This window comes from Ramlibacter sp. AN1015, from assembly GCF_037726105.1.
In the GTDB taxonomy this organism is placed as follows: Bacteria; Pseudomonadota; Gammaproteobacteria; order Burkholderiales; family Burkholderiaceae_C; genus Ramlibacter.
The window spans coordinates 84,070-104,348 of sequence record NZ_JBBJUM010000005.1 but is presented as its reverse complement, the minus strand read 5'-3'; the positions used below and the strand labels follow the sequence as shown (position 1 = coordinate 104,348).

Sequence of the window (20,279 nt, the reverse complement as noted above, 5' to 3'; positions counted from 1 at the left end):
GGCTCCTGATGTGGGTTGCGTGGTTGGCGGGGGTCAGGCAATGGGGTCCATCACCAGCTTGCCCTCGCTGCCGCCGACCAGGCGGACCTGCGTCGGGCGCGACAGTACTTCGGCGGGCAGCGCCACTTCGCTGGTGCGGTAGACGCCGGCGATCGAGATCAGCTCCGGCTCGAGGCACAGGGTGAAGATGCGCGCCTCGGTGTTGCCGCGGGCTCCGGCGATGGCCTTGCCCCGCAGCGGCGCGTACACGTGGATGTGCCCGTCCGCGATGACCTCGGCGCCGGGGTTGACCATGGACATGACGACCAGGTCGCGTCCGCGCGCGTACACCTGCTGGCCCGAACGCAGCGGCCGGTCGATGACCAGGGCATCGGCGGGGACCGCTTCCGGCGGCGGCGGTGCGGGCGCCGCCGCGGTCGGCGCCGGGGAACGCGAGGGCGCGGGGGTGAGCAGGTCCGCGGCACCGGCGAGGCCGGCGGCAAGTGCCGCCTGCATCTGTGCGGGGGTGCCGCCGCGCGCCGCGACCGGCAGCACCCGGTATTGGCGCAGCAGGGCAACCAGCGCTGCGAAATCGAGCGCCTCGGTGCTGCCGGCAGCCTGCAGGGGGGCGAGGTCGATGACCAGCGGGTCGTGGTCGAAGAAATCGGGGATGTCGCCGAAACGGGCCGCAAGTTCCTGCGACAGCAGCGCGAGGTCGCACGATTTCAGCAGCAGGGACACCAGAGGGAGCGTGGCGCTCTTGATCTCGAACGTGGCGGGGGAACGGCCAGCAAGGGCGACGGTCATCGATTCGGAACGAAGTGGGCGCGTGCCTCGGATCGGGCGGGGCGATCTTAACAGTGGCTTCCGGCGCGCTCCTACACGCTGTGTGGCCGAGGGTCCCCGATGTCGAATTCGACGAGGGACACCATTGATTTGTGCACATTCGTGCGGGAGGAACGCACCACGCGGTATCGCGGCAGGCGACCCCAGTGCCTGGTGGCGGCGTCGGCGGGCCTGGCGCCCCTGGGCGGCGGCGGCGTGGGCGCCGGCCGCGGCGCGCTCACCCCGCGGGGCTCCCGCGCGCGGAGCGGCCGCTCACCCGCACGCGCGCCTCGAACCACAGGTACAGCAGTGCCGCGACCAGCAGCGGGATCATGTAGTAAAGAGCCCGGTAGCTGAGCAGTGCGGCCAGCAGCTGCCACTCGGAGATGCGGTGCGACAGCAGCGCCACGAAGACGCCTTCGAGCACGCCGATGCCGGCGGGCACATGCGTGATCACGCCGGCGATGGCGGCCACCAGCAGCACGTTGAGCACGGCTGCATAGGGCAGCTCGCGGCGCAGCAGCAGGTAGACGACGCCGGCCATCATCATCCAGTTGGCGCAGGACATGGCCAGCTGCAGCGGCACCATGCGCCGCGGCGGCAGCAGCAGCTCGTGGCCGCGGATGGTGAAGCTGCGCCTGGGCGACCACAAGCACAGTGCGACGTACAGCGCCACCACCGCCAGCAGCGCGACGCCGAGCCAGCGCAGCTCGACCATGTCGAGCTTCCAGTGCGGCGGCAGCTGCAATGGCGCGATGACGAAGGCGCCGCCCGCCAGCAACAAATAGCCGAGCCAGTTGGTCACCAGGCTCAAGCTCACCACGCGCCCGATGGTCGCGTTGTCCAGGCCCAGCCGCGAATACAGCCGGAAGCGGAACGCCACCGCGCCCACGACGGCGCCGAGGTTCAGGTTGAAGGCATAGCTGATGAAGTTGATCTTCATCACCCGTCGCGTGGGCAGCGTGTGGCCGGTGTAGTGGCGCCCCAGCAGGTCGAAGCAGCTGTAGAGGGTGTAGCTCAGTGCGCTGAGGGCCGCCGCGCCCGAGAGCAGCTGCCAGGGCGTTTCGGCGATGGAGCTCCAGACCTCGGCCCATTCCACGTTGCGCGCATATCGCACGACGAAGACCGTGACGGCTGCGAAGAACGTGAAGGTGAGCAGCCGCTTGACCTTGGCCCACCATCCCCCCTGGGGCGCACCGCTGCTGCCGGAGGCCTCCGGCGTCGCGCTCACCGACCGTTCCCCTCAGGTCGCGCTGCGGCTCGCCTGGCCGCGGCGCCATGGCGGCGCTTCACTGGGCCACCTCGTCCAGCGGGTGGTCCTTTGCCGCGGCAGTGGCGAGGCGGACGTCGAGCTGGGTCTTGAGCAGCGGCGCATGGCGCGGCAGCCATTCGGCCCAGTTGGCGAACTTGCGCATCACGTGAAAGGCGATGTAGCTGCGCACCAGATCGAGGCCCCGCACCTTTCCCAGGGTCTCGCGCTCGATTTCACGGCAGCTGTCGCGCACCAGCCGCTGCAGCCGGGCATCGAGTTCCGCATTGAACGCGCGGTCACGGATGAACACGTTGGCCTCGAGGTTGAGCGCGAGGCTCAGCGGGTCGAGGTTGCTGGAGCCGACGGTGGACCATTCGTCATCGACCAGGGCCACCTTGCCGTGCAGCGGGCGGTCGCAGTACTCGAACACCCGCACGCCCGCCTTGAGCAGGTGGTGGTAGAGGGTGCTGGCGGCCGTCTTCACGATCGCCATGTCGGGCTGGCCCTGCAGGATCAGCTGCACCTGCACACCGCGTCGGGCGGCAAGTCTCAGCTCGCGCACGAGGCGGTAGCCGGGAAAGAAGTAGGCATTGGCGATCACCACCCGCCGGCGCGCCGAGCGGATCACGGTGCGGTAGTGGCGCTCGATGTCGTCCTTGTGCTCCACGTTGTCGCGCACCACGAACATCGCCTGCGCATCGCCTGCATGGGGCAGTTGGTCGGGCTCGACCCGCAGGTGCTTGCGCCAGCGCCACCAGCGGCGCCGCCGCTGATGGCGGAGTCCCTGCACCAGCGCGGTGTGGGTGAACCGGTGGATGGCCGCGACGATAGGGCCGTGGATCTCGACCGAGTAGTCCTGCTTGGCCTCGGGGCCGTAGTCGGCGAGGTGGTCGGCCGAGTAGTTGATGCCGCCGACGAAGGCCAGCTTGCCGTCGATCACCACGATCTTGCGGTGCATGCGGCGCAGGATCTTGAAGACCCGCAGGCGCAGCGAGCGCGGGCCCGGATCGAACACATGCACGCGCACACCGGCTGCCGTGAGCGAACCCAGGAACTCGTCCGACAGGTTGGGTGAACCCCATCCATCGATGGTGAGATCGACCTGCACGCCGCGCCGCGCGGCGGCGACCAGCACTTCGTGCAGCCGCAGGCCCACCTTGTCCTCGAACAGGATGAAGGTCTCGATGAGCACTTCGCGCTCGGCCTGCGCGATGCACTCGAAGACGCGCGGGAAGAACTCCTCGCCGTTCTCGAGCAGATGGAATCGGTTGCCGGGCATCCAGTCGGTCATAGGTGGATCTCCGCCGCCAGGGGCGCGTGGTCCGACAGGTGCGCCCAAGGCCTTCGCGGCAGCACCACCGGCAGGTGCACCGAAGCGTTGCGAACATAGATGCGGTCCAGGCACAGGAACGGAAACCGCGCGGGGAAGGTGCGCGCCGGCTCGCCGTAGGCCGTGACGAACACCTCGCGCAGGCCTGCGCCGGCCCACAGGATGGCGTCGGCGCGTCGGCGCCAGTCGTTGAAATCACCGGCCACGATGAGCGGCGCGTTCTCGGGCACTTCGTTGCGCACCACCTCGCACAGCAGCTGCATCTGCTGGTGGCGATGCGCCTCGGCCAGGCCGAGGTGCACGCAGATCGCGTGCACGTCCAGAGGCTGGCCCGGCACCCGCAACACGCAGTGCAGCAGGCCGCGCTTTTCCGGTCCGGCGATGGAGACGTCGTGGTTTTTCTCGAGCACGATGGGGAACTTGGACATGAGAGCGTTGCCGTGGTCCCCCTTGGGGTACACGACGTTGCGCCCGTAGGCGAACTGCGGCCAGATCTGGTCGGCCAGGAACTCGTAGTGCGGCGTCTCCGGCCAGCCGGTGACCTTGCTGCCGGGCTCCTCGTGGGTGCCCAGCACCTCCTGCAGGAACACGACGTCGGCGCCCACCTTGCGCACGGCATCGCGCAATTCCGGAAGCATGAACTTGCGGTTGAACACCGTGAAACCTTTGTGGATGTTGACCGTCATCACGGTCAGGATGGGCGCGGTGGCCGTGCTGTCGGTCATGGCCGATGCTTCTCTCGCTTTCTTCTCCGGCAGGAGCAGCCTTTGTACCGACGGGTCAGCGGCGCAACTGTAGGACGCAAAGCCAAAAGCGCGTCTGCGCGCCGCCGGCTCGCAAAGCGGCGGCGGCGCTGTAGGACGCTACGGGTAGCGGCTGCCGGCCGGTGCCGCGCACGACTGCCGGCCCCCATCCATTTCTGCTCTCCGAACCAGTGCGCGGACCCGCTTGCGGCGCCAGTCTGCAGACACTCCGCATATGGATCAGGCAACCCGTTCTGGCTGGCGAATCGCGCTCGCTGCGGCAGTCCTCGCATCTGCATCGACGAGTGCGGCTGCACAGGTCGCCGCGCCTGCCGCGGCGCCGCCGCTGGACGTGGCGCCCGCCGGCGGCGAGGCCGCGAGCGGCTGGCGACCGCAGGGCTATTTCATCGAATGGGGCCGCTCGCGGCGCGATACGGACATCGCCAGTCTGGGCGTGCGCTGGCCTTGGCGGTGGCAGACCACGGCATGGGGCGGGCGCTTCACCGCCGCGACCGAGCTGTCGCTCGGCCTCTGGCGTGCCGAGACGCCGGACGGGCGTGAGAGCCAGGGCCATGTCGCGCTGGTGCCGCTGCTGCGCTGGCGCGGCGCCGAGGGAGCATCGCCCTGGTTCGTCGAGGGCGGCATCGGACTGTCGCTGCACCAGCGCCGCTATCGCGCGCAGGACATCACCATGAGCACCCGCTGGAACTTCTACGACACCCTGGCGGTGGGGCGCACTTTCGCGTCGGGCGACGAACTGAGCTTGCGGGCCCTGCATGTCTCCAATGCGGGAATCCGCAAGCCCAACCCCGGCGCAGACATCGTGCTTCTGCGCTGGGCACGTCCGTTCTAGCCGGCACCGCGCAGGGGCCGGGCGCCTGCCGCGGCGCTCAGCTGCGCTGCTCGCCGCCGTGGTCGCGCTTGTGGTCCATGTGGCCCCTGTGGCCCGGATGTCCATGCCCCTTGCCGCCGCCGTGCATCCGCGCGGACAGCGTGTCGAAGGTCTTCTGTTGCTCGGGGTTCAGCACTGCGTAGAACGCGATTGCCGCGTTCTCGCGGCGGTCCATCGCGGCGAGGCGCTGGTCGCGCAGCGCGCGCATGCGCTCGATACGCTGCGGCGTGGTCATGCTGGCCAGCGCCTCGCGATCCAGCCGCTGCGGCGGCGTGCCCTGCGGGCGCAGCGCGCCGGTGAAGGTCACCCAGGCGTTTTCCTGCGCCGGCGTGATCTGCAGCTGCTGCTTGAGCTCGGTCATGCGGCGCTCGAAGCGCTCCTGCCGCTGCGCCGGGTCCATGCGCTTGTAACCGTGCGCGTGCGGCTGGGCCTGCGCGGGCTCCGCAGGAGCCGGGGCGGGCTGCGCGCCGGCGCCGCCGGTCAGTGCGGCGAGCACCGCGGCGAGAACGAGGGATGTGCGGATGCGGGTCATGCGGATCTCCTTGAAAGACTCGCTGCTCCGGTGTGGCAGCGTGCAGGCAGTGTCCGGGCGCGATGTGAATGGGCCGTCGGTCTCCCGTTGCGGCGGTGTAAAGCCGCGCAATCAGCCGAGGCGACCGTTCTGGAAGTCGTCCACCGCTTCGATGAGTTGCTCGCGCGTGTTCATCACGAAGGGTCCGTACTGCGCGATCGGCTCGCGCAGTGGGCGGCCGGCGATCAGCAGGGCGCGCGCGCCCACCGAGCCGCGCAGCGCGACACCATCTCCCTCGTTGGCCAGGATGGCCATGCGCTGGCGCGCCACCGAAGCACCGGCGCCCTGCGCGTCGAGCACCTCGACTTCGCCGCGGTAGACCGCAACGAACGCGTTATGGTCCCCGGGCAATGTCTGGTGGAAGGTCGCCGCGCGTCCGTCGGGGAACTGCAGGTCGAGATAGAGCGGTTCGGTGGCCTCGCGCTGTACCGCACCGGCAGTGCCGTGCGAGCTGCCCGCGATCACCCGCACGGTGACGCCGTCGTCGGTGGTGAACTCGGGAATCTGGCTGGACTGGATGTCGCGATACCAGGGCTCGCACATCTTGCGCACGCCGGGCAGGTTGAGCCAGAGCTGGAAGCCCTCCATGACGCCCTGTTCCTGCTCGGGCAGTTCGCTGTGCACCAGTCCACGCCCCGCGGTCATCCACTGCACGCCACCGTTTTGCAGCAGTCCTTCGTTGCCGGCGCTGTCGCGATGGCGCATGCGCCCGGCCACCATGTAGGTGATGGTCTCGAAGCCGCGGTGCGGATGGTTCGGAAAGCCGGCGCCGTAGTCGGCAGGGTCGTCGCTCGCGAAGTTGTCGAGCATGAGGAAGGGATCGAGCCGGCGCTGGAGGTCTTGCGTGAGCAGGCGCGTGAGCTTGACCCCGGCGCCGTCGCGCGTGGGCTGGCCGGTCACGATGCGTTCGATGGCGCGCGGGTGGGTGACGGTGGAAGTCATTCGGTGGTCCTTGCAGGTGGCGGGTGTGGCATGTGGGCGAGGCGAGGGGCGGGGCGGAGCGCGTACGGGACGCGGAAGGGGCGCTCAGGCCCGCAGCGGCGCCTGTCCCGCGAGGTCGTCCAGGATCGGGCAATCGGGCCGCTCGTCGCCGTGGCAGCAGTGGATCAGGTGCTGCAGCGTGCGCTGCATCTCGCGCATGGCCTCGATGCGGTGGGACAGCTCGTCGGCATGTTGCTGGGCGATGCGCCGCACGTTCGCGCTGCTGCGCCTGCGGTTGCGCCACAGGCCCACCAGTTCGGCAATCTCCGCCATGGAAAAGCCAAGTTCGCGCGCGCGCTTGATGAAGCGCAGCACGTGCACCTCGGTGTCGCCGTACTGCCGGTAGCCGCCCTCGGTGCGCTGCACGGCGGGCAGCAGCCCCAGCGATTCGTAGTGGCGCACCATCTTGGGCGAAACGCCCGACAGGCGCGCGGCCTCGCCGATGTTCATCGCACCGCGTAGCCTTCTGCGGTGATGGCCTGGGCCACCGACTCGCGCTCTGCCGCGGTGTCTACCTCGACCTTGCCGGCGGCACGGTCGATGCGGACCTCGGCCTTGGGGTCGAGGTCCTTGACCGCCTGCGTGACGGCGCGTTCGCAGTGTCCGCAGGTCATGCCCTGCACGTCGAAAGTCTGGTTCATGATGTGCTTTCCTGTTCCTGTGGTGAACGATCGATGCCCGAGCATGAAGCCTCCCACCGTGGGAAGGTCAAGCGGCGACGCGAAACCGTACTGCGGGCGGGGTTGATCTGCAGCAGGCATTGACCTTCCCATCATGGAAGGCTTCACGATTGCGACATGAACACTACCACCACCCCCTCCCGCATCGGCACGACGGGCACTCCTGCCGCCGATGAGGGGCTGGCCCGGCCAGGCCACGCGGCCGAGATCGCCACGCTCGACCTGGGCGTTGCGGGCATGACCTGCGCATCCTGCGTCGGCCGCGTCGAGCGGGCGCTGCGCAAGGTGCCGGGGGTGCACGACGCCGCGGTCAACCTCGCCACCGAGTCGGCCCGCATCCGCTACGCGCCGGGCGGCGAGATCGAGGCGCAGCTGCGGCGCGCCGTGCGCAAGGCTGGCTACGAGCCGCGTGCCCTGCAGGAGCAGGCGCAGCAGCAGCCCTCGTCCTGGTCCGGCTTCGCTCCGGTGGGGCTCGGGCTGCTGCTGTCCGCGCCCCTGGTGTTGCCGATGCTGGCCGATCTGCTGGGGCGTCACTGGATGCTCGCGCCGTGGCTGCAGTTCCTGCTGGCCACGCCGGTGCAGTTCATCCTGGGCGCGCGCTTCTACCGTGCCGGCTGGCACGCCTTGCGCGCGGGCACCGGCAACATGGACCTGCTGGTCGCCATCGGCACCTCGGCCGGCTGGGGGCTGTCGGTGTGGCTGTGGCTTACGCGCGAGTCGCCGCACCTGTACTTCGAGGCCTCGGCGGTGGTCATCACGCTGGTGCTGCTGGGCAAATGGCTGGAGGCGCGCGCCAAGCGGCAGACCACCGCCGCCATCCGGGCCTTGCAGGCACTGCGGCCGGACACCGCGCGCGTGCTGCAGCCGTCGGGCGAGGAGCTGGAGCTGCCGCTGGCCGAGGTGCTGCCGGGGGACCTGCTGGTGGTGCGGCCGGGTGAGCGCGTGCCCGCCGACGGCACCATCGAGCAGGGGACGACGCAGGTCGATGAATCGATGCTGACCGGCGAGCCGCTTCCGGTGGCCAAGGAGCCGGGTGCGGCGCTGACGGCCGGCAGCATCAATGGTGAGGCGCGGGTGGTGCTGCGTGCCGTGGCCGTGGGCGGCGAGACGGTGCTGGCCCGCATCATCCGCCTGGTGGAAGACGCCCAGGCCGCGAAAGCGCCGATCCAGCGCCTGGTCGATAAGGTATCGGCGGTCTTCGTGCCGGTGGTGCTGGCGATCGCGACCCTGACGGTCGCCGGCTGGCTGCTGGCCGGCGCGGACGCCGAAACCGCGCTGATCGCTGCCGTGACGGTGCTGGTGATCGCCTGCCCCTGCGCGCTGGGTCTGGCGACGCCCGCGGCCATCATGGCCGGCACCGGCGTCGCGGCACGCCAGGGCGTCCTGATCAAGGACGCGCAGGCGCTCGAGATCGCCAACCGCGTGGACACGGTGGCGTTCGACAAGACCGGCACCCTCACGGTGGGGCGGCCGCGGCTGGTGGGCTTCGAGCCGGCCGGAGACGAGGACGAGGCCACGCTGCTGGCGATGGCTGCCAGCCTGCAGGCCGGCAGCGAGCACCCGCTGGCCCGTGCCGTGCTGGTGCACGCGCGCGAGCGCGGCCTGCAGATTCCCCCGCCCGACGCCGTGCGGGCGGTGCCGGGGCGCGGCACCGAAGGGGAGGTGGGCGCGCGCAGCTTCCTCATCGCGAGCCTGTCCTGGGCCGCCGAGCTGGGCATTGACCTCGATGCATGGCGCCAGCGGCTGGGGCACTGGGAGGCCGAAGGCGCCACGCTCTCGCTGCTGCTGGAGCGGCGCACCGCGGGCGTGCTGCCAGTCGCGCTGATGGCCTTCGCCGACGAGCCCAAGCCCGAAGCCGCCGAGGCGCTGGCGGCGCTGCGTGCGCGCGGGCTGCGCCTGATGATGATCTCGGGCGACAACGAGGCCGCCGCGCAGGCCATGGCGAGCCGCCTGGGCCTGCGCCCCGGCGAAGTCATGGCGCAGGTGCTGCCGGGGGACAAGTCGGCGAAGGTGGCGCAGCTGCGTGCGGGCGGACATGTGGTCGCGATGGTGGGCGACGGCGTGAACGACGCTCCCGCGCTCGCGGCGGCGGACGTCGGCCTGGCAATGGCCACCGGCACCGATGTGGCGATGCACGCGGCGGGCATCACCCTCATGCGCGGCGACGTGCGGCTGGTCGCCGCAGCCCTCGATATCTCCGACCGCACGGTGCGCAAGATCCGCCAGAACCTGTTCTGGGCATTCGTCTACAACGTGGCGGGCATTCCCCTGGCGGCGCTGGGCTATCTCAGTCCCGTGGTCGCCGGGGCGGCGATGGCCCTCTCGAGCGTGAGCGTGATGGCCAATGCCTTGCTGCTCAAGCGTTGGCGGGCGCTGGGCACACAGGACGCGGGTGGGCCACGAAGCGCCCCGTCCCAGCCTGCGGCGTCGAGATAGCGAGGTGGGGGAGAGCGCTGGCCTGCCGGCCGCCGTCGCTGCAGCGACGGCCCGGGGCCTTGACCTGCGTCAACCGGCGCGGCGTGGCGGCGTGCGACCCTGCGCCGCCAGGAGACGACACACGCCATGCCGCAACGAGCTGCCCCCAATGCGTTCCAGATCATCCGCGACGAGCACGCCGCCGTGGCGGCCGTGCTGCGTTCTCTCGTGTCGCTGGTCGAGCAGGGCCCGAGCGAGGAGTCGCCCGAGCGATTCTTCGATGTGGTGCGGGCCATGCTGTTCTACATCGACGAGTTCCCGGAGCAGCGCCATCACCCGAAGGAGTCGGATCTGCTGTTTCCGCGCCTGGCGCGCGTGGCGCCGCAGCTGATGCCGGTCATCCGGCAGCTCGAAGCCGACCATGTGCAGGGCGAGAGCCGCGTGCGCGAGCTGCAGCACCTGCTGCTGGCCTGGGAACTCCTGGGCGAGCCGCGGCGCGCCGCCTTCGTCTCCGCCGCGCGCGACTACACCCGTTTCTATCTCGACCACATGCGCTGTGAGGAGGTGCAGTTGCTGCCGGTGGCCGAGCGCGAGCTGGCACCGCACGAGCGTGCCGAGCTCGACGCCGCGTTCCGCCAGCATCGCGACCCGCTGGCCAGTGGCGAGCGCGAGCCAGGGTATGAGCGCCTGTTCGCGCGCATCCTGCTCAAGACGCCCGCGCCGCTCGGCCTGGGGTGAGCGGGCCGCCCGCCCCCGCGTGCTCGGGCGGAGGGGCGCGGTGGATGATGCCGCCCGTCGGATGGGCAGGTGCGGGGCGGATGTGGGCGGCACGCTTGCTGAGTCGGAGACCCGGCCGTGCGCCGAGTTGGTGCCGTTGCGGCGGCTGCGGCCGCTGTTGCGAGAAGCAGCTCGGTGGTGGCATCGGCAGGGGCATGCGCCGGTGCCGCCGGTGCGCCGCCGGGGCGTCAGGGCAGGGCCCGCCGTCGCCCCGTTTCAGAAGTCCACCAGCGTCGTCGCGTCGGCCTGCACGGTGACGTTGCGGGCGCCGAAGAACGTGAGTGCTTCGCTGGTTTCCGGGTTGTCAAGCGCGCCCTGGCAGGTGAACGCAACGGTGTAGGGTCCCGGCGGCAGGAAGGCCGCGCGCCAGGACCAGGCGCCCAGGACGGTGGGCCCGACGGTGGCGGTGGTGACGGGCTCCGGTGCGGAGCGATCGATGTCGTCCGGCGCAACGTTCCAGCCGGCGAACACATACACCTGGTTGCTGTTGAGGGCGGGGTTGAGCGGGAAGGGGCAGCTGGCGTTCGTCAATGTGGCCGGCGTGACGGTGCCGGCCACGGCGCCGATGCGGGCGTTATCGACCAGCCGCAGGATGGGGCGCATCGGGAAAGGCCCGGCCGACGAGACCGGCGGCAGCACCGACTGGCGCAGGTCGAAGTCGATCGTGAACGCGCCGAGCCCGCCGGCGGGGACCGTGAAGCCCTGACCCAGGCGCAGCCCGGACGCTGCGGCAGCGGGCACATACAGGGGGCGCTGCGCACCGCCGGCAAGCACCAGGTGGCTGTCGAGGGAATCCGGGGCCGAGTCGATCAGCAGGCGCATCGACTCGTACGCGCCCGCCGGCACGCTGGTGGCGGGCAGCAAGGGAAGGGACTCGCCGGGGCGCAACGACAGCAGATCGATGCGCAGCGGGACGTCGAACGCGATCACGGTCTCGGGCTCGCCGAAGCGCTTGAGCGCGACACCGGCGAACTGGACCACTGCGCCGATGGCCGCGTCGATGGGTGCGTCGGTGATGTTGATGCTCAGGGTGCCGGTCGCGCCGGCCACCGGTGGTGGCCCGATGCTTCCGCTGTCGCCGCCACCGCCGCCACAGGCCGCAAGGAGCAGCGCCATCGCCAGCGTCGCGCCCGAGCGCCGCCCCGCGGAGCGCCGCGCAGTGCGGGAAAGGGCGGATCCGAGGTGACGCATGGACGTGTCGTGTGGTAGTTCACGATACCGGGCCGCTGCCGCCGCGCCTGAGCCTGCGTGGTGTCTCGATGTGAAGAGTGTGTCCGACTTCAACGCGCGCCGGTCGGCGCCGTGAGGGTCTCCAGCCGCGCCAGCCAGCGCAAGGCATGGCCGCGGCCGCAGCCGCACATGACGGCGGAAGGTTGCAGCCCGCTGCACACGGCGGGCCGCTCCGGCCGACCGAACAGCCGGCAGCCGAGCGCCTCGTCGAGCTGGACGCAGGGCACACCCGCGGGCTTGCCGCCTTCCATGCCCGGAATAGGGCTCGTGATGGAAGGCGCGATGCAGCAGGCGCCGCAGCTTGGCCGGCATTGCACGTCGTTCTCCTCGTTGCGCGCTACGCGGGAGGTGCCTAGTGAGGCGCTTCATGAACTGATCGAACATGGGCACGGTGAACGCCGTATCGCCGAAGTTCGGGCTCCAGATCATGCCTTCTACGATCACGAACTGCGCGCGTCGGTGCGAGCGAGGAGACTTTCTCTCCCATGCAGGTTGCGATGTTGCCGGATCGATGTGGTCCGGGGCCGAGCTCGACGTTGGAATTCCGCGTAGGACTTCGCGTTCCCCATCTGACCGCGCAACTGTGGCAACCCTGCGCCTACAAGCACCACAGGAAGCTGCCGCTGTTCGGTGCGATGCATGGCGGTGATGAGTGCGGCCAGCCTCTAGAACGTACTGGAGCTCGTCTACAAAGATGGGCGAGCGCAGTACCGGCTGCCTGTGCGGCGGTCCCACCTGTTCGATCAGAGCCTGAAGGTCGTGTTCCAGGTCGCCGTTGTCTGCGAGGCCCGCCTCAGCTTCATCGTCAAGGCCAACCTCGATGTCTCCATAGGGGACTTTCAATTTGCTCGCGAAGCCGGCCAGAAGCGCCCTCAGCCCCCCAATCGCACGGTCTTCAGCCGCCTTCGACCTGGCTCAGGCGCAGCAACGCGTGGCGCAGTTGAGGCGCGAGCAATGCCGGCAGAGAACGTCCTTCCGGCGCTTCAATGCGGATCGTATGGATGCCGGAGAGCGCACTGCACGCGCCAGATACAATGTACAAAACTACAGCGTTTGTACATATGCGCATCGTGTCCTTGAGTGAGTTCCGCGCCCATGCGTCGGAGATGCTCGATCTGGTCGAGCAGGGTGAAACCGTGCGCATCCTGCGCCACGGCAAGCCGGTGGCGGAGCTGGTGCCCGCCGTGGCGGCCGGGGCTGCCGAGCCACCGGCCTGGAAACGGCCTGTCGAGCCCATCCGCTATCTGCGGCGTCCGCAGCGCTCAGGCGCCGAGCTGATCGTGGAGCTTCGGCAGGAGGGTGCGACATGAGGGTGCTGTTCGACAGTTCGGCCCTTTTCGTGCGCTATGCGGGCGAGACCGGCGCGAGCCAGGTGGACGCGCTGCATGTGCGCGCCAGCGCCGTGGTGCTGGCGGCGCACTGCCAGGCCGAGCTGATGGCCGCGCTCACGCGCCAGTGGCGGGAAGGCGCCTTCGGCGACGACGAGTTCCGCCGGGTGCGGACACGCATGCGTGAGGATTTCGAGGCCTACCACGTGGAACCTTTGAGCCGCACGGTGGAAGACTTCGCGCTGGCGGCCATGGTGCTGGCACCTCTCGGAGCGGCGGACGCGCTCCATATCGGATCGGCGCAGGCGGCGCGGGTCCAGTTGTTCGTGACGGCCGACCCGCGCCAGTCCGTCGCCGCGCAGGCTGTGGGCCTGCGAACCGAGTGCATCGCATGAACTATCCAGAAGAATTCGACGTCATCGTGGTCGGCGGCGGCCATGCCGGCACGGAGGCTGCCTTGGCGTCTGCCCGGATGGGCTGCAAGACCTTGCTGCTGACGCACAACATCGAGACCCTCGGCCAGATGAGCTGCAATCCCTCCATAGGGGGTATCGGCAAGGGCCACCTGGTCAAAGAGGTCGATGCGCTGGGCGGCGCGATGGCGCTCGCCACCGACGAAGGGGGCATCCAGTTCCGCATCCTCAACGGCTCAAAGGGCCCGGCGGTGCGGGCTACGCGGGCGCAGGCAGACCGTGTGCTGTACAAGGCCGCGATCCGGCGCGTGCTGGAGAACCAGCCTAATCTGATGCTGTTTCAGCAGGCGGTGGACGATCTGCTGGTGGAGGGCGACCGGGTGGTCGGCGCCGTGACGCAGGTCGGCATCCGGTTTCGCAGCCGGGCCGTGGTGCTCACCGCTGGCACCTTTCTGGACGGCAAGATCCATGTGGGCTTGAACAACTACGCCGCCGGTCGCGCGGGCGATCCCCCGGCCGTCAGCCTGTCTGCCCGCCTCAAGGAGCTGCAGCTACCCCAGGGCCGCCTGAAAACGGGAACACCACCCCGGCTGGACGGACGCACGATCGATTTCAGCAAGTGCGAGGAGCAGCCCGGAGATCTCGACCCCGTGCCGGTGTTCAGCTTCATGGGGCGCGCGGACATGCATCCGCGGCAGGTGCCCTGCTGGATCACCCACACCAACGAACGCACGCACGAGATCATCCGCTCGGGTTTCGATCGCAGCCCCATGTTCACGGGGAAGATCGAGGGCGTAGGCCCGCGCTACTGTCCCAGCGTGGAGGACAAGATCAACCGTTTCGCGGGCAAGGATAGCCATCAGATTTTCCTGGAACCCGAGGGACTGAGCACCCACGAGGTCTACCCCAACGGCATCTCGACCAGCCTCCCATTTGATGTGCAGTACGCACTGGTGCGGTCCATGTCGGGGCTGGAGAACGCGCACATCCTGCGGCCCGGCTACGCCATCGAGTACGACTATTTCGACCCGCGGTCGTTGCGCAGCAGCTTCGAGACGCGCCAGGTGGCGGGGCTGTTCTTCGCCGGGCAGATCAACGGCACCACGGGCTATGAAGAGGCTGCGGCCCAGGGCCTGTTTGCCGGCGTCAATGCCGCGCTGTTGTGCCGGGGCGAGGCTGCCTGGGTGCCGGGGCGTGACGAGGCCTATCTAGGCGTTCTGGTCGATGACCTCATCACCAAGGGCGTCACGGAGCCCTACCGCATGTTCACCAGCCGAGCGGAGTTCCGCCTGCAACTGCGAGAAGACAACGCGGATATGCGACTCACCGAGGTCGGGCGCAGACTCGGCCTGGTAGACGATGCGCGCTGGGATGCCTTCAACCGCAAGCGGGACGCTGTTTCACGTGAAACAGAGCGCCTGAAGTCGGTGTGGGTCAACCCGCGCAACCTCCCTGTCGAGGACTCGGAGCGGGTTCTGGGCAAGGCGATCGAGCGCGAATACAACCTGGGGGACTTGTTGCGTCGACCGGGGGTGCGCTATGACGCGCTCGTCTCCATGGCTGGTGGGCGCCACGCAAATCCCGACGTTTCACGTGAAACACTCGGAGATCTATTTGAGCCGGTGGTCGAACAGATCGAGATTGCGGCGAAGTACTCGGGGTACATCGACCGGCAGCGCGACGAGGTAGAGAGAGCCGCCCACTATGAAAACCTGCGCCTGCCGCCAGAGCTCGACTACATGCAGGTGGCCGCCCTCAGCATCGAAGTGCGGCAGAAGCTGGCCAAGCATCGGCCCGAGACGCTCGGGCAGGCGTCCCGGCTGTCCGGGATCACTCCTGCCGCCATGTCGCTCTTGCTGGTGCATCTCAAGAGGAGCCGGTTCAAAGGTTTCGGTGAGCCGGCGCCTCTCGATGCGGCTGAATCGCCATGAGCACTTTTGGTGGGGCGCCCACACGTGCGGAGGGTGCGACGGAGCTGCTCGAAGCGCAGTTGAGGACCGGAGCAGGGCGCCTGGGGCTGGTGCTTGATGACGCGCAGGTGGGGCAGCTGCTCGACTACATGGCATTGATTGCGAAGTGGAATCGCGTCTACAACCTCACAGCGGTGCGTGACCCTGCGGACATGCTCACGCACCACCTGCTCGATAGCCTGGCTGTCGTGCCGCCGCTGGTGCGGCATGCGGGCGGGCGCGCGCTGAGGGTGCTGGACGTCGGCTCAGGCGCCGGTCTGCCCGGCGTGGTGCTGGCCATCTGCTTGCCGGGGCTACGGGTGGATTGCGTGGACACGGTGGCAAAGAAGGCTGCTTTCATCCAGCAGGCTGCGCTCGCACTGCGGCTTCCCGGACTGAGGGGTGTGCACGAGCGGGTGGAGCGGCTCGCCGGGCCGTTTGACGTGGTGTGCGCACGGGCGTTCGCCTCGCTGGCCGATCTGGTCGAACTGTCTTTCGGCGCGCTCCAGGATCACGGCGCATGGATGGCGCTCAAGGGCAGGCACCCTGCGGAGGAAATCGCCGCACTGCCACAGTCCGCGGAGGTGTTTCACGTGGAACAGTTGGAGGTTCCGGGGTTGAATGCCGAGCGCTGCATCGTGTGGATGAAAAAGCGCGGGGCCCTCACGTAAACTCAGCCATCGCTGCGGCCAGCGTTCTTTCGGCTCACGCACCCACACTCACCCATGTTCGGCGTTGCAGACTACGGCGCATTTGTCGCGGCCATCCTCTTGTTCCTTGCGATCCCGGGGCCGGGCAATCTGGCGCTGATCACCTCCACCGGGAAAGGCGGAATCCGCGGCGGACTGGCGGCAACCCTGGGTGTCATAGGGGGCGACCAGGTCCTGATGTGGGCCGCCGTGGCCGGCGTGGCTGCCTTGCTGATCGCGTACCCCGCGGCGTTCCACGCGGTGCAGTGGCTGGGCGCGGCGTACCTCGCCTGGCTGGGTGTGCGCATGCTGCGAAGCAGGAAGGGCGATGCGCCGGTGCTGGACATCAAGCCTCGACACTATTTCCGGCAGGCGGCGCTGATCACGCTCATGAACCCCAAGGCCATCGTGTTCTACATGGCTTTCTTCCCCCTGTTCGTCGATCCGGCACGTCACCAGGGGTTGCTGACTTTCGGGGCCATGGCGGCCACGATCGCTGCGCTGACTTTCGGCTACGGGCTCGTCGTGACGCTCCTTACCCACTATCTGGCCGAGCGCCTGCGGGCGCGCCCCTGGGTTGGTCGCGCCCTGGAAAAGACGGCCGGTGTCTTCCTCGTCGCTTTCGGCATCAAGTTGGCCATCGGCCGGTGACCCTGCGCCTGTTCCCCACCCATCACCCGGCCCGCGGAGGGGCCTGAACACCCATGGCAAAGATCTTTTGCGTCGCGAACCAGAAGGGCGGTGTGGGCAAGACCACCACCACGGTGAACCTGGCCGCGGGCCTCGCCAAGTTGGGCCAGCGTGTGCTGCTGGTCGATCTGGACCCGCAGGGCAATGCCACCATGGGCTCGGAGGTGGACAAGCGCCAACTGTCTCCTAGCGTCTACGACGTGCTGCTGGAACAGGCGAGCGTGGCCGAAGCCCGGGTGCGCGCGCAGAAATGCGGCTACGACGTGCTCGGCGCGAACCGCGACCTGGCGGGTGCCGAAGTGGAGCTGGTGGGGCTGGAGCGGCGTGAAAAGCGGCTCAAGCAGGCGCTCCAGGCGGTCGCCTCCGACTACGACTTCGTGCTGATCGACTGCCCGCCGTCCTTGTCGATGCTCACGCTCAACGGCTTGTGCGCCGCGCACGGCGTGGTGGTGCCGATGCAGTGCGAGTACTTTGCGCTGGAGGGCCTGTCCGATCTGGTGAACACCATCAAGCAGGTGCACGCCAACCTCAACCCCAAGCTGCAGGTGATCGGTCTGCTGCGGGTCATGTTCGACACGCGCATCACCTTGCAGCAGCAGGTCAGTGAACAGCTCAAGGCGCACTTCGGCGAGAAGGTGTTCAACACCGTCATTCCGCGCAATGTGCGCCTTGCCGAGGCGCCCAGTTATGGGCTCCCGGGCGTGGTGTTCGATCCGGGCGCGCGCGGCAGCCAGGCATTTCTGGAGTTCGCCCAGGAGATGGTGGCACGCACCAAGGCGCTGCCTACGTGAGTCCCCACTCTCCCAGTAAGGTCCACTCCGCTTGAAGTCCTCGAACGTGCTCATTTTGCCCGGGTGGCAGGGCAGCGGTCCCGGCCACTGGCAGAGCCTGTGGGAGCAGCGCCATGGCTACCGTCGCGTCGAGCAGCACGACTGGATGCAGGCGCTGCGCGGCGACTGGATCGCGCGGCTGGAAGACGTGCTGCTGGAGCGCGACGAGCCGGCGGTGCTGGTCGCCCACAGCCTGGGGTGCGTGCTGGCTGCGGCATGGGCCGCGCACACGCGGCACCCGACGCGGGTCAAGGCGGCCCTGCTGGTCGCCCCGGCTGACCCCGAGCTGCCGCAGCTGCGCGCCAGCCTGCACAGCTGGGCGCCGGTGCCGCTGCAGCGGTTGCCCTTTCCCGCGACGCTGGTGGCGAGCCGCGACGACCCCTATTGCGCCTTCGAGCGGGCGCGCCTGTTCGCCCACGCCTGGGGTGCGCAGTTCATGGACTACGGCGAGGCCGGACACATCAATGCCGAGTCCGGCCTGGGCAGCTGGCCGGAAGGCCACGTGCTGCTGCAGGCACTGGCGAACGACTGATTTCCATGCAAGCACAAGGAGCGCCATACATGGCCACGAAGAAACTCAAGGGACTGGGGCGCGGCCTCGAGGCACTGCTCGGGCCGCGGGTGGAGGAGGGCGCCGCCGCCGAGGCGCCGGTGAGCAACCCGGGGTTGCCCGCTTCGCTGCTGCTCGCCGACATGGTGCCGGGGGTGTATCAGCCGCGCACGCGGATGGACGAAGGCGCGCTGTACGAACTCGCCGAGAGCATCAAGTCGCAAGGCATCATGCAGCCGATCCTGGTGCGAAAGCTCGCCGGTGGCGCACACGAGGGCAAGTACGAGATCATCGCCGGCGAGCGGCGCTTCCGCGCGGCGCGACTTGCCGGTCTGGACAGCGTGCCGGTGCTGGTGCGGGACGTGGCGGACGAGGCTGCGGCCGCCATGGCGCTGATCGAGAACATCCAGCGCGAGGACCTCAACCCCCTCGAAGAAGCGCAGGGCCTGCAGCGTCTCGTGCGCGACTTCGGGCTCACGCACGAACAGGCGGCGCAGGCGGTGGGCCGTTCGCGCAGCGCCGCGTCCAACCTGCTGCGCCTGCTGAACCTGGCCGAGCCGGTGCAGACCATGCTCATGGCCGGTGACCTGGACATGGGCCATGCCCGTGCACTGCTGGCGCTGGAGCGTGCCGCGCAGATCACGGCGGCCAACCAGATCGCCGCCCGCAAGCTGTCGGTGCGCGAGGCCGAAGGCCTGGTCAAGAAGATCGGGGCCGAGTTCAACCTGGTCGCATCCAAGCCGAAGAAAGAGAAGTCGCGCGATCTGCGCCGCGTCGAAGAGGAGCTGTCCGATCTCCTCACCGCCGCCGTGGAAGTGCGGGTAAAAAAACGCGTCAAGCGCGCGGGCCGCACCGAGGAGATGGGCGAGCTCGCCATCCAGTTCGGCTCGCTCGAGGAACTCAACGGGCTGATCGACCGCTTGCGCGGCTGAAGCGGCGGCGGTGTGGGCCGCGGCGGCGCGGGAGGCGGCGGCGTCCCGGGCCGCGCTAGACCGTCGGTTCGTCCTGCGCCTGCGCCTGCACCGGCACGCGTGTCGTCACTGCGCACATCAACTCGTATCCGACGGTGCCGGCGGCCTGCGCCACTTCGTCGATGCCGAGGACCGCGCCGGTGGCGGCGCGGCCCCAGAGGGTGACCTCGCTGCCCATGCCGGCGCCCGCCACCGGCGACAGATCGATTGCGATCATGTCCATGCTCACGCGCCCCAGGGTGCGCGTGCGTTGGCCATCGACCAGCACCGGGGTGCCGGTGGCGCAATGGCGCGGATACCCGTCGGCATAGCCGCAGGCCACGATTCCCGCGCGCATGGGGCCCTGCGCCGTGAAGGTGGAGCCGTAGCCCACCGTGTCGCCGGCCGCGAGCTGCTGCACGCCGATGATGCGGCTGGACAGCGTCATCGCAGGCTGCAGGTCCCAGTGGGCACTGTCGTGCGCCGGATGGTCGGGCGCGCTGCCGTACACCGCGATGCCCGGGCGGATCCAGTCGGCGCGCACGGCAGTGTCGTGCCCGTAGCGCAGCACCGCGGCGCTGTTGGCGAGGCTGCGTTCACCCGGCAGGTCGTGCGTGGCTTCGTCGAACACCGCCAGCTGCCGCGCGATGCCACCCTCGGTGTCGGCATCGGCGAAGTGCGTCATCAGCGTGACCTCGTCCACCTGCGGCAGGGCCGCCAGCCGCGCCCACGCCGCGCGAAAGCGGTGCGGCGCGAAGCCCAGGCGATTCATGCCGCTGTTCATCTTCAGGTAGACGCGGTGCGGCGCGTGGGTCTTGTGCAGGGCCAGCATGTCGATCTGTTCCTGGCAGTGCACGGTGTGCCAGAGCGACAGGCGCGAACACAGCTCGAGGTCGCGCGCCTCGAACACACCCTCGAGCAGCAGGATGGGGCCGCGCCAGCCCAGCGCGCGCACACGCTCGGCCTCCTGCAGGTCCAGCAGCGCGAAGCCGTCGGCGGCGCGCAGTCCCTCGAACACGCGCTCGATGCCATGGCCGTAGGCATTGGCCTTGACGATGGCCCAGACCCGCGCGTCGGGTGCGCTCGCCCGCATGCGCGCCAGGTTGTGGCGCAGCGATTCGATATGGATGGTGGCCTGGATGGGACGCGGCATGGAAGGCGTGGTGCGGGTCGGCCGCGAGGGGGCCTGCGCCGCCGATTGTGGC

Annotated in this window: 22 protein-coding genes; 11 read left to right on the top strand and 11 right to left on the bottom strand. The window is 69.2% G+C overall.

Annotated elements, in window-relative coordinates; translation table 11 throughout:
* Positions 1 to 33 precede the first annotated feature (33 nt).
* The 4 genes from minC to WG922_RS09800 all read right to left on the bottom strand — a co-directional run bounded on the left by minC (position 34) and on the right by WG922_RS09800 (position 4,111).
* On the bottom strand, positions 34 to 786 hold the full coding sequence (minC, locus tag WG922_RS09815) for a septum site-determining protein MinC (protein ID WP_340282372.1): 753 nt from the start codon (positions 784 to 786) through the stop codon (positions 34 to 36).
* 256 nt (positions 787 to 1,042) lie between these two features.
* A complete protein-coding gene (locus WG922_RS09810) occupies positions 1,043 to 2,035 on the bottom strand; it encodes a lysylphosphatidylglycerol synthase transmembrane domain-containing protein (RefSeq protein ID WP_340282371.1) in 993 nt (330 codons plus the stop codon).
* 58 nt (positions 2,036 to 2,093) lie between these two features.
* Complete coding sequence (clsB, locus tag WG922_RS09805) at positions 2,094 to 3,347, bottom strand: cardiolipin synthase ClsB (protein ID WP_340282369.1); 1,254 nt, start codon at positions 3,345 to 3,347, stop codon at positions 2,094 to 2,096.
* Positions 3,344 to 4,111, bottom strand: a complete 768-nt coding sequence (locus tag WG922_RS09800) for an endonuclease/exonuclease/phosphatase family protein (RefSeq protein ID WP_340282367.1) — start codon at positions 4,109 to 4,111, stop codon at positions 3,344 to 3,346. The genes clsB and WG922_RS09800 overlap by 4 nt, the downstream gene beginning before the upstream one ends.
* 253 nt (positions 4,112 to 4,364) lie before the next feature.
* On the opposite strand from WG922_RS09800, the gene WG922_RS09795 reads away from it, so the two are divergent.
* Positions 4,365 to 4,982 carry an acyloxyacyl hydrolase gene (locus tag WG922_RS09795; RefSeq protein WP_340282366.1) on the top strand — a complete coding sequence of 206 codons (618 nt, stop codon included), beginning with the start codon at positions 4,365 to 4,367 and terminating at the stop codon, positions 4,980 to 4,982.
* A 37-nt stretch (positions 4,983 to 5,019) separates the two neighbouring features.
* Here WG922_RS09795 and WG922_RS09790 read toward each other — a convergent pair whose 3' ends face one another.
* From WG922_RS09790 to WG922_RS09775, 4 genes are all read right to left on the bottom strand, one after another.
* The gene (locus WG922_RS09790; protein WP_340282365.1) at positions 5,020 to 5,553 is read right to left on the bottom strand and encodes a Spy/CpxP family protein refolding chaperone; all 534 of its coding nucleotides are present in this window, start codon (positions 5,551 to 5,553) and stop codon (positions 5,020 to 5,022) included.
* Positions 5,554 to 5,664: 111 nt separating this feature from the next.
* Positions 5,665 to 6,534: a pirin family protein gene (locus WG922_RS09785; protein WP_340282364.1), complete on the bottom strand. Its 870-nt coding sequence runs from the start codon at positions 6,532 to 6,534 to the stop codon at positions 5,665 to 5,667.
* 84 nt (positions 6,535 to 6,618) lie between these two features.
* On the bottom strand, positions 6,619 to 7,023 hold the full coding sequence (cueR, locus tag WG922_RS09780; RefSeq protein ID WP_340282363.1) for a Cu(I)-responsive transcriptional regulator: 405 nt from the start codon (positions 7,021 to 7,023) through the stop codon (positions 6,619 to 6,621).
* The gene (locus tag WG922_RS09775) at positions 7,020 to 7,214 is read right to left on the bottom strand and encodes a heavy-metal-associated domain-containing protein (RefSeq protein ID WP_340282361.1); all 195 of its coding nucleotides are present in this window, start codon (positions 7,212 to 7,214) and stop codon (positions 7,020 to 7,022) included. Before WG922_RS09775 ends, cueR begins: the two co-directional genes overlap by 4 nt.
* A gap of 276 nt (positions 7,215 to 7,490) precedes the next feature.
* Between WG922_RS09775 and WG922_RS09770 the strand changes: the two genes are divergently transcribed.
* Both WG922_RS09770 and WG922_RS09765 read left to right on the top strand, forming a co-directional pair.
* Positions 7,491 to 9,689, top strand: coding sequence for a heavy metal translocating P-type ATPase (locus WG922_RS09770; protein ID WP_340282631.1), 2,199 nt, complete (start codon positions 7,491 to 7,493; stop codon positions 9,687 to 9,689).
* Between the two features lie 126 nt (positions 9,690 to 9,815).
* Entirely contained in the window at positions 9,816 to 10,406 is a 591-nt protein-coding gene (locus WG922_RS09765; RefSeq protein ID WP_340282360.1) for a hemerythrin domain-containing protein, read from the top strand.
* A gap of 255 nt (positions 10,407 to 10,661) precedes the next feature.
* Here the strand turns inward: WG922_RS09765 and WG922_RS09760 are convergent, their stop codons facing one another.
* Together WG922_RS09760 and WG922_RS09755 are read right to left on the bottom strand one after the other, a co-directional pair.
* Entirely contained in the window at positions 10,662 to 11,636 is a 975-nt protein-coding gene (locus WG922_RS09760) for a DUF4382 domain-containing protein (protein ID WP_340282358.1), read from the bottom strand.
* An 89-nt stretch (positions 11,637 to 11,725) separates the two neighbouring features.
* Positions 11,726 to 11,992, bottom strand: coding sequence for a YkgJ family cysteine cluster protein (locus tag WG922_RS09755; protein WP_340282356.1), 267 nt, complete (start codon positions 11,990 to 11,992; stop codon positions 11,726 to 11,728).
* Positions 11,993 to 12,736: 744 nt separating this feature from the next.
* Between WG922_RS09755 and WG922_RS09750 the strand changes: the two genes are divergently transcribed.
* The 8 genes from WG922_RS09750 to WG922_RS09715 are packed head-to-tail and all read left to right on the top strand — an operon-like array spanning position 12,737 to position 19,056.
* Complete coding sequence (locus tag WG922_RS09750) at positions 12,737 to 12,985, top strand: type II toxin-antitoxin system Phd/YefM family antitoxin (protein ID WP_340282354.1); 249 nt, start codon at positions 12,737 to 12,739, stop codon at positions 12,983 to 12,985.
* Positions 12,982 to 13,398 carry a type II toxin-antitoxin system VapC family toxin gene (locus WG922_RS09745; protein WP_340282353.1) on the top strand — a complete coding sequence of 139 codons (417 nt, stop codon included), beginning with the start codon at positions 12,982 to 12,984 and terminating at the stop codon, positions 13,396 to 13,398. The genes WG922_RS09750 and WG922_RS09745 overlap by 4 nt, the downstream gene beginning before the upstream one ends.
* Entirely contained in the window at positions 13,395 to 15,347 is a 1,953-nt protein-coding gene (gene mnmG, locus WG922_RS09740) for a tRNA uridine-5-carboxymethylaminomethyl(34) synthesis enzyme MnmG (RefSeq protein WP_340282352.1), read from the top strand. Before WG922_RS09745 ends, mnmG begins: the two co-directional genes overlap by 4 nt.
* Entirely contained in the window at positions 15,344 to 16,036 is a 693-nt protein-coding gene (rsmG, locus tag WG922_RS09735) for a 16S rRNA (guanine(527)-N(7))-methyltransferase RsmG (RefSeq protein WP_340282351.1), read from the top strand. Before mnmG ends, rsmG begins: the two co-directional genes overlap by 4 nt.
* 54 nt (positions 16,037 to 16,090) lie before the next feature.
* On the top strand, positions 16,091 to 16,705 hold the full coding sequence (locus WG922_RS09730) for a LysE family translocator (protein WP_340282350.1): 615 nt from the start codon (positions 16,091 to 16,093) through the stop codon (positions 16,703 to 16,705).
* Positions 16,706 to 16,758: 53 nt separating this feature from the next.
* Entirely contained in the window at positions 16,759 to 17,535 is a 777-nt protein-coding gene (locus tag WG922_RS09725) for a ParA family protein (RefSeq protein ID WP_340282349.1), read from the top strand.
* Between the two features lie 31 nt (positions 17,536 to 17,566).
* Positions 17,567 to 18,106 (top strand): RBBP9/YdeN family alpha/beta hydrolase, encoded by a 540-nt coding sequence (locus WG922_RS09720; RefSeq protein ID WP_340282348.1) that lies wholly within the window; start codon positions 17,567 to 17,569, stop codon positions 18,104 to 18,106.
* Between the two features lie 29 nt (positions 18,107 to 18,135).
* On the top strand, positions 18,136 to 19,056 hold the full coding sequence (locus tag WG922_RS09715; protein WP_340282347.1) for a ParB/RepB/Spo0J family partition protein: 921 nt from the start codon (positions 18,136 to 18,138) through the stop codon (positions 19,054 to 19,056).
* A gap of 55 nt (positions 19,057 to 19,111) precedes the next feature.
* Here WG922_RS09715 and alr read toward each other — a convergent pair whose 3' ends face one another.
* Positions 19,112 to 20,227, bottom strand: a complete 1,116-nt coding sequence (alr, locus tag WG922_RS09710; protein ID WP_340282345.1) for an alanine racemase — start codon at positions 20,225 to 20,227, stop codon at positions 19,112 to 19,114.
* Between the last annotated feature and the right edge of the window lie 52 nt (positions 20,228 to 20,279).

Excerpts from the sequence above, each read along its gene's own strand:
- WG922_RS09760 (WP_340282358.1), bottom strand. The coding sequence starts at position 11,636 with ATGCGTCACCTCGGATCCGCCCTTTCCCGCACTGCGCGGCGCTCCGCG.
- WG922_RS09775 (WP_340282361.1), bottom strand. The coding sequence starts at position 7,214 with ATGAACCAGACTTTCGACGTGCAGGGCATGACCTGCGGACACTGCGAA.
- WG922_RS09800 (WP_340282367.1), bottom strand. The coding sequence starts at position 4,111 with ATGACCGACAGCACGGCCACCGCGCCCATCCTGACCGTGATGACGGTC.
- WG922_RS09745 (WP_340282353.1), top strand. The coding sequence starts at position 12,982 with ATGAGGGTGCTGTTCGACAGTTCGGCCCTTTTCGTGCGCTATGCGGGC.
- WG922_RS09770 (WP_340282631.1), top strand. The coding sequence starts at position 7,491 with ATGACCTGCGCATCCTGCGTCGGCCGCGTCGAGCGGGCGCTGCGCAAG.
- clsB (WP_340282369.1), bottom strand. The coding sequence starts at position 3,347 with ATGACCGACTGGATGCCCGGCAACCGATTCCATCTGCTCGAGAACGGC.
- minC (WP_340282372.1), bottom strand. The coding sequence starts at position 786 with ATGACCGTCGCCCTTGCTGGCCGTTCCCCCGCCACGTTCGAGATCAAG.
- WG922_RS09790 (WP_340282365.1), bottom strand. The coding sequence starts at position 5,553 with ATGACCCGCATCCGCACATCCCTCGTTCTCGCCGCGGTGCTCGCCGCA.
- WG922_RS09785 (WP_340282364.1), bottom strand. The coding sequence starts at position 6,534 with ATGACTTCCACCGTCACCCACCCGCGCGCCATCGAACGCATCGTGACC.
- mnmG (WP_340282352.1), top strand. The coding sequence starts at position 13,395 with ATGAACTATCCAGAAGAATTCGACGTCATCGTGGTCGGCGGCGGCCAT.
- rsmG (WP_340282351.1), top strand. The coding sequence starts at position 15,344 with ATGAGCACTTTTGGTGGGGCGCCCACACGTGCGGAGGGTGCGACGGAG.
- WG922_RS09750 (WP_340282354.1), top strand. The coding sequence starts at position 12,737 with ATGCGCATCGTGTCCTTGAGTGAGTTCCGCGCCCATGCGTCGGAGATG.
- WG922_RS09730 (WP_340282350.1), top strand. The coding sequence starts at position 16,091 with ATGTTCGGCGTTGCAGACTACGGCGCATTTGTCGCGGCCATCCTCTTG.
- WG922_RS09765 (WP_340282360.1), top strand. The coding sequence starts at position 9,816 with ATGCCGCAACGAGCTGCCCCCAATGCGTTCCAGATCATCCGCGACGAG.
- WG922_RS09795 (WP_340282366.1), top strand. The coding sequence starts at position 4,365 with ATGGATCAGGCAACCCGTTCTGGCTGGCGAATCGCGCTCGCTGCGGCA.
- WG922_RS09725 (WP_340282349.1), top strand. The coding sequence starts at position 16,759 with ATGGCAAAGATCTTTTGCGTCGCGAACCAGAAGGGCGGTGTGGGCAAG.
- WG922_RS09715 (WP_340282347.1), top strand. The coding sequence starts at position 18,136 with ATGGCCACGAAGAAACTCAAGGGACTGGGGCGCGGCCTCGAGGCACTG.
- alr (WP_340282345.1), bottom strand. The coding sequence starts at position 20,227 with ATGCCGCGTCCCATCCAGGCCACCATCCATATCGAATCGCTGCGCCAC.
- cueR (WP_340282363.1), bottom strand. The coding sequence starts at position 7,023 with ATGAACATCGGCGAGGCCGCGCGCCTGTCGGGCGTTTCGCCCAAGATG.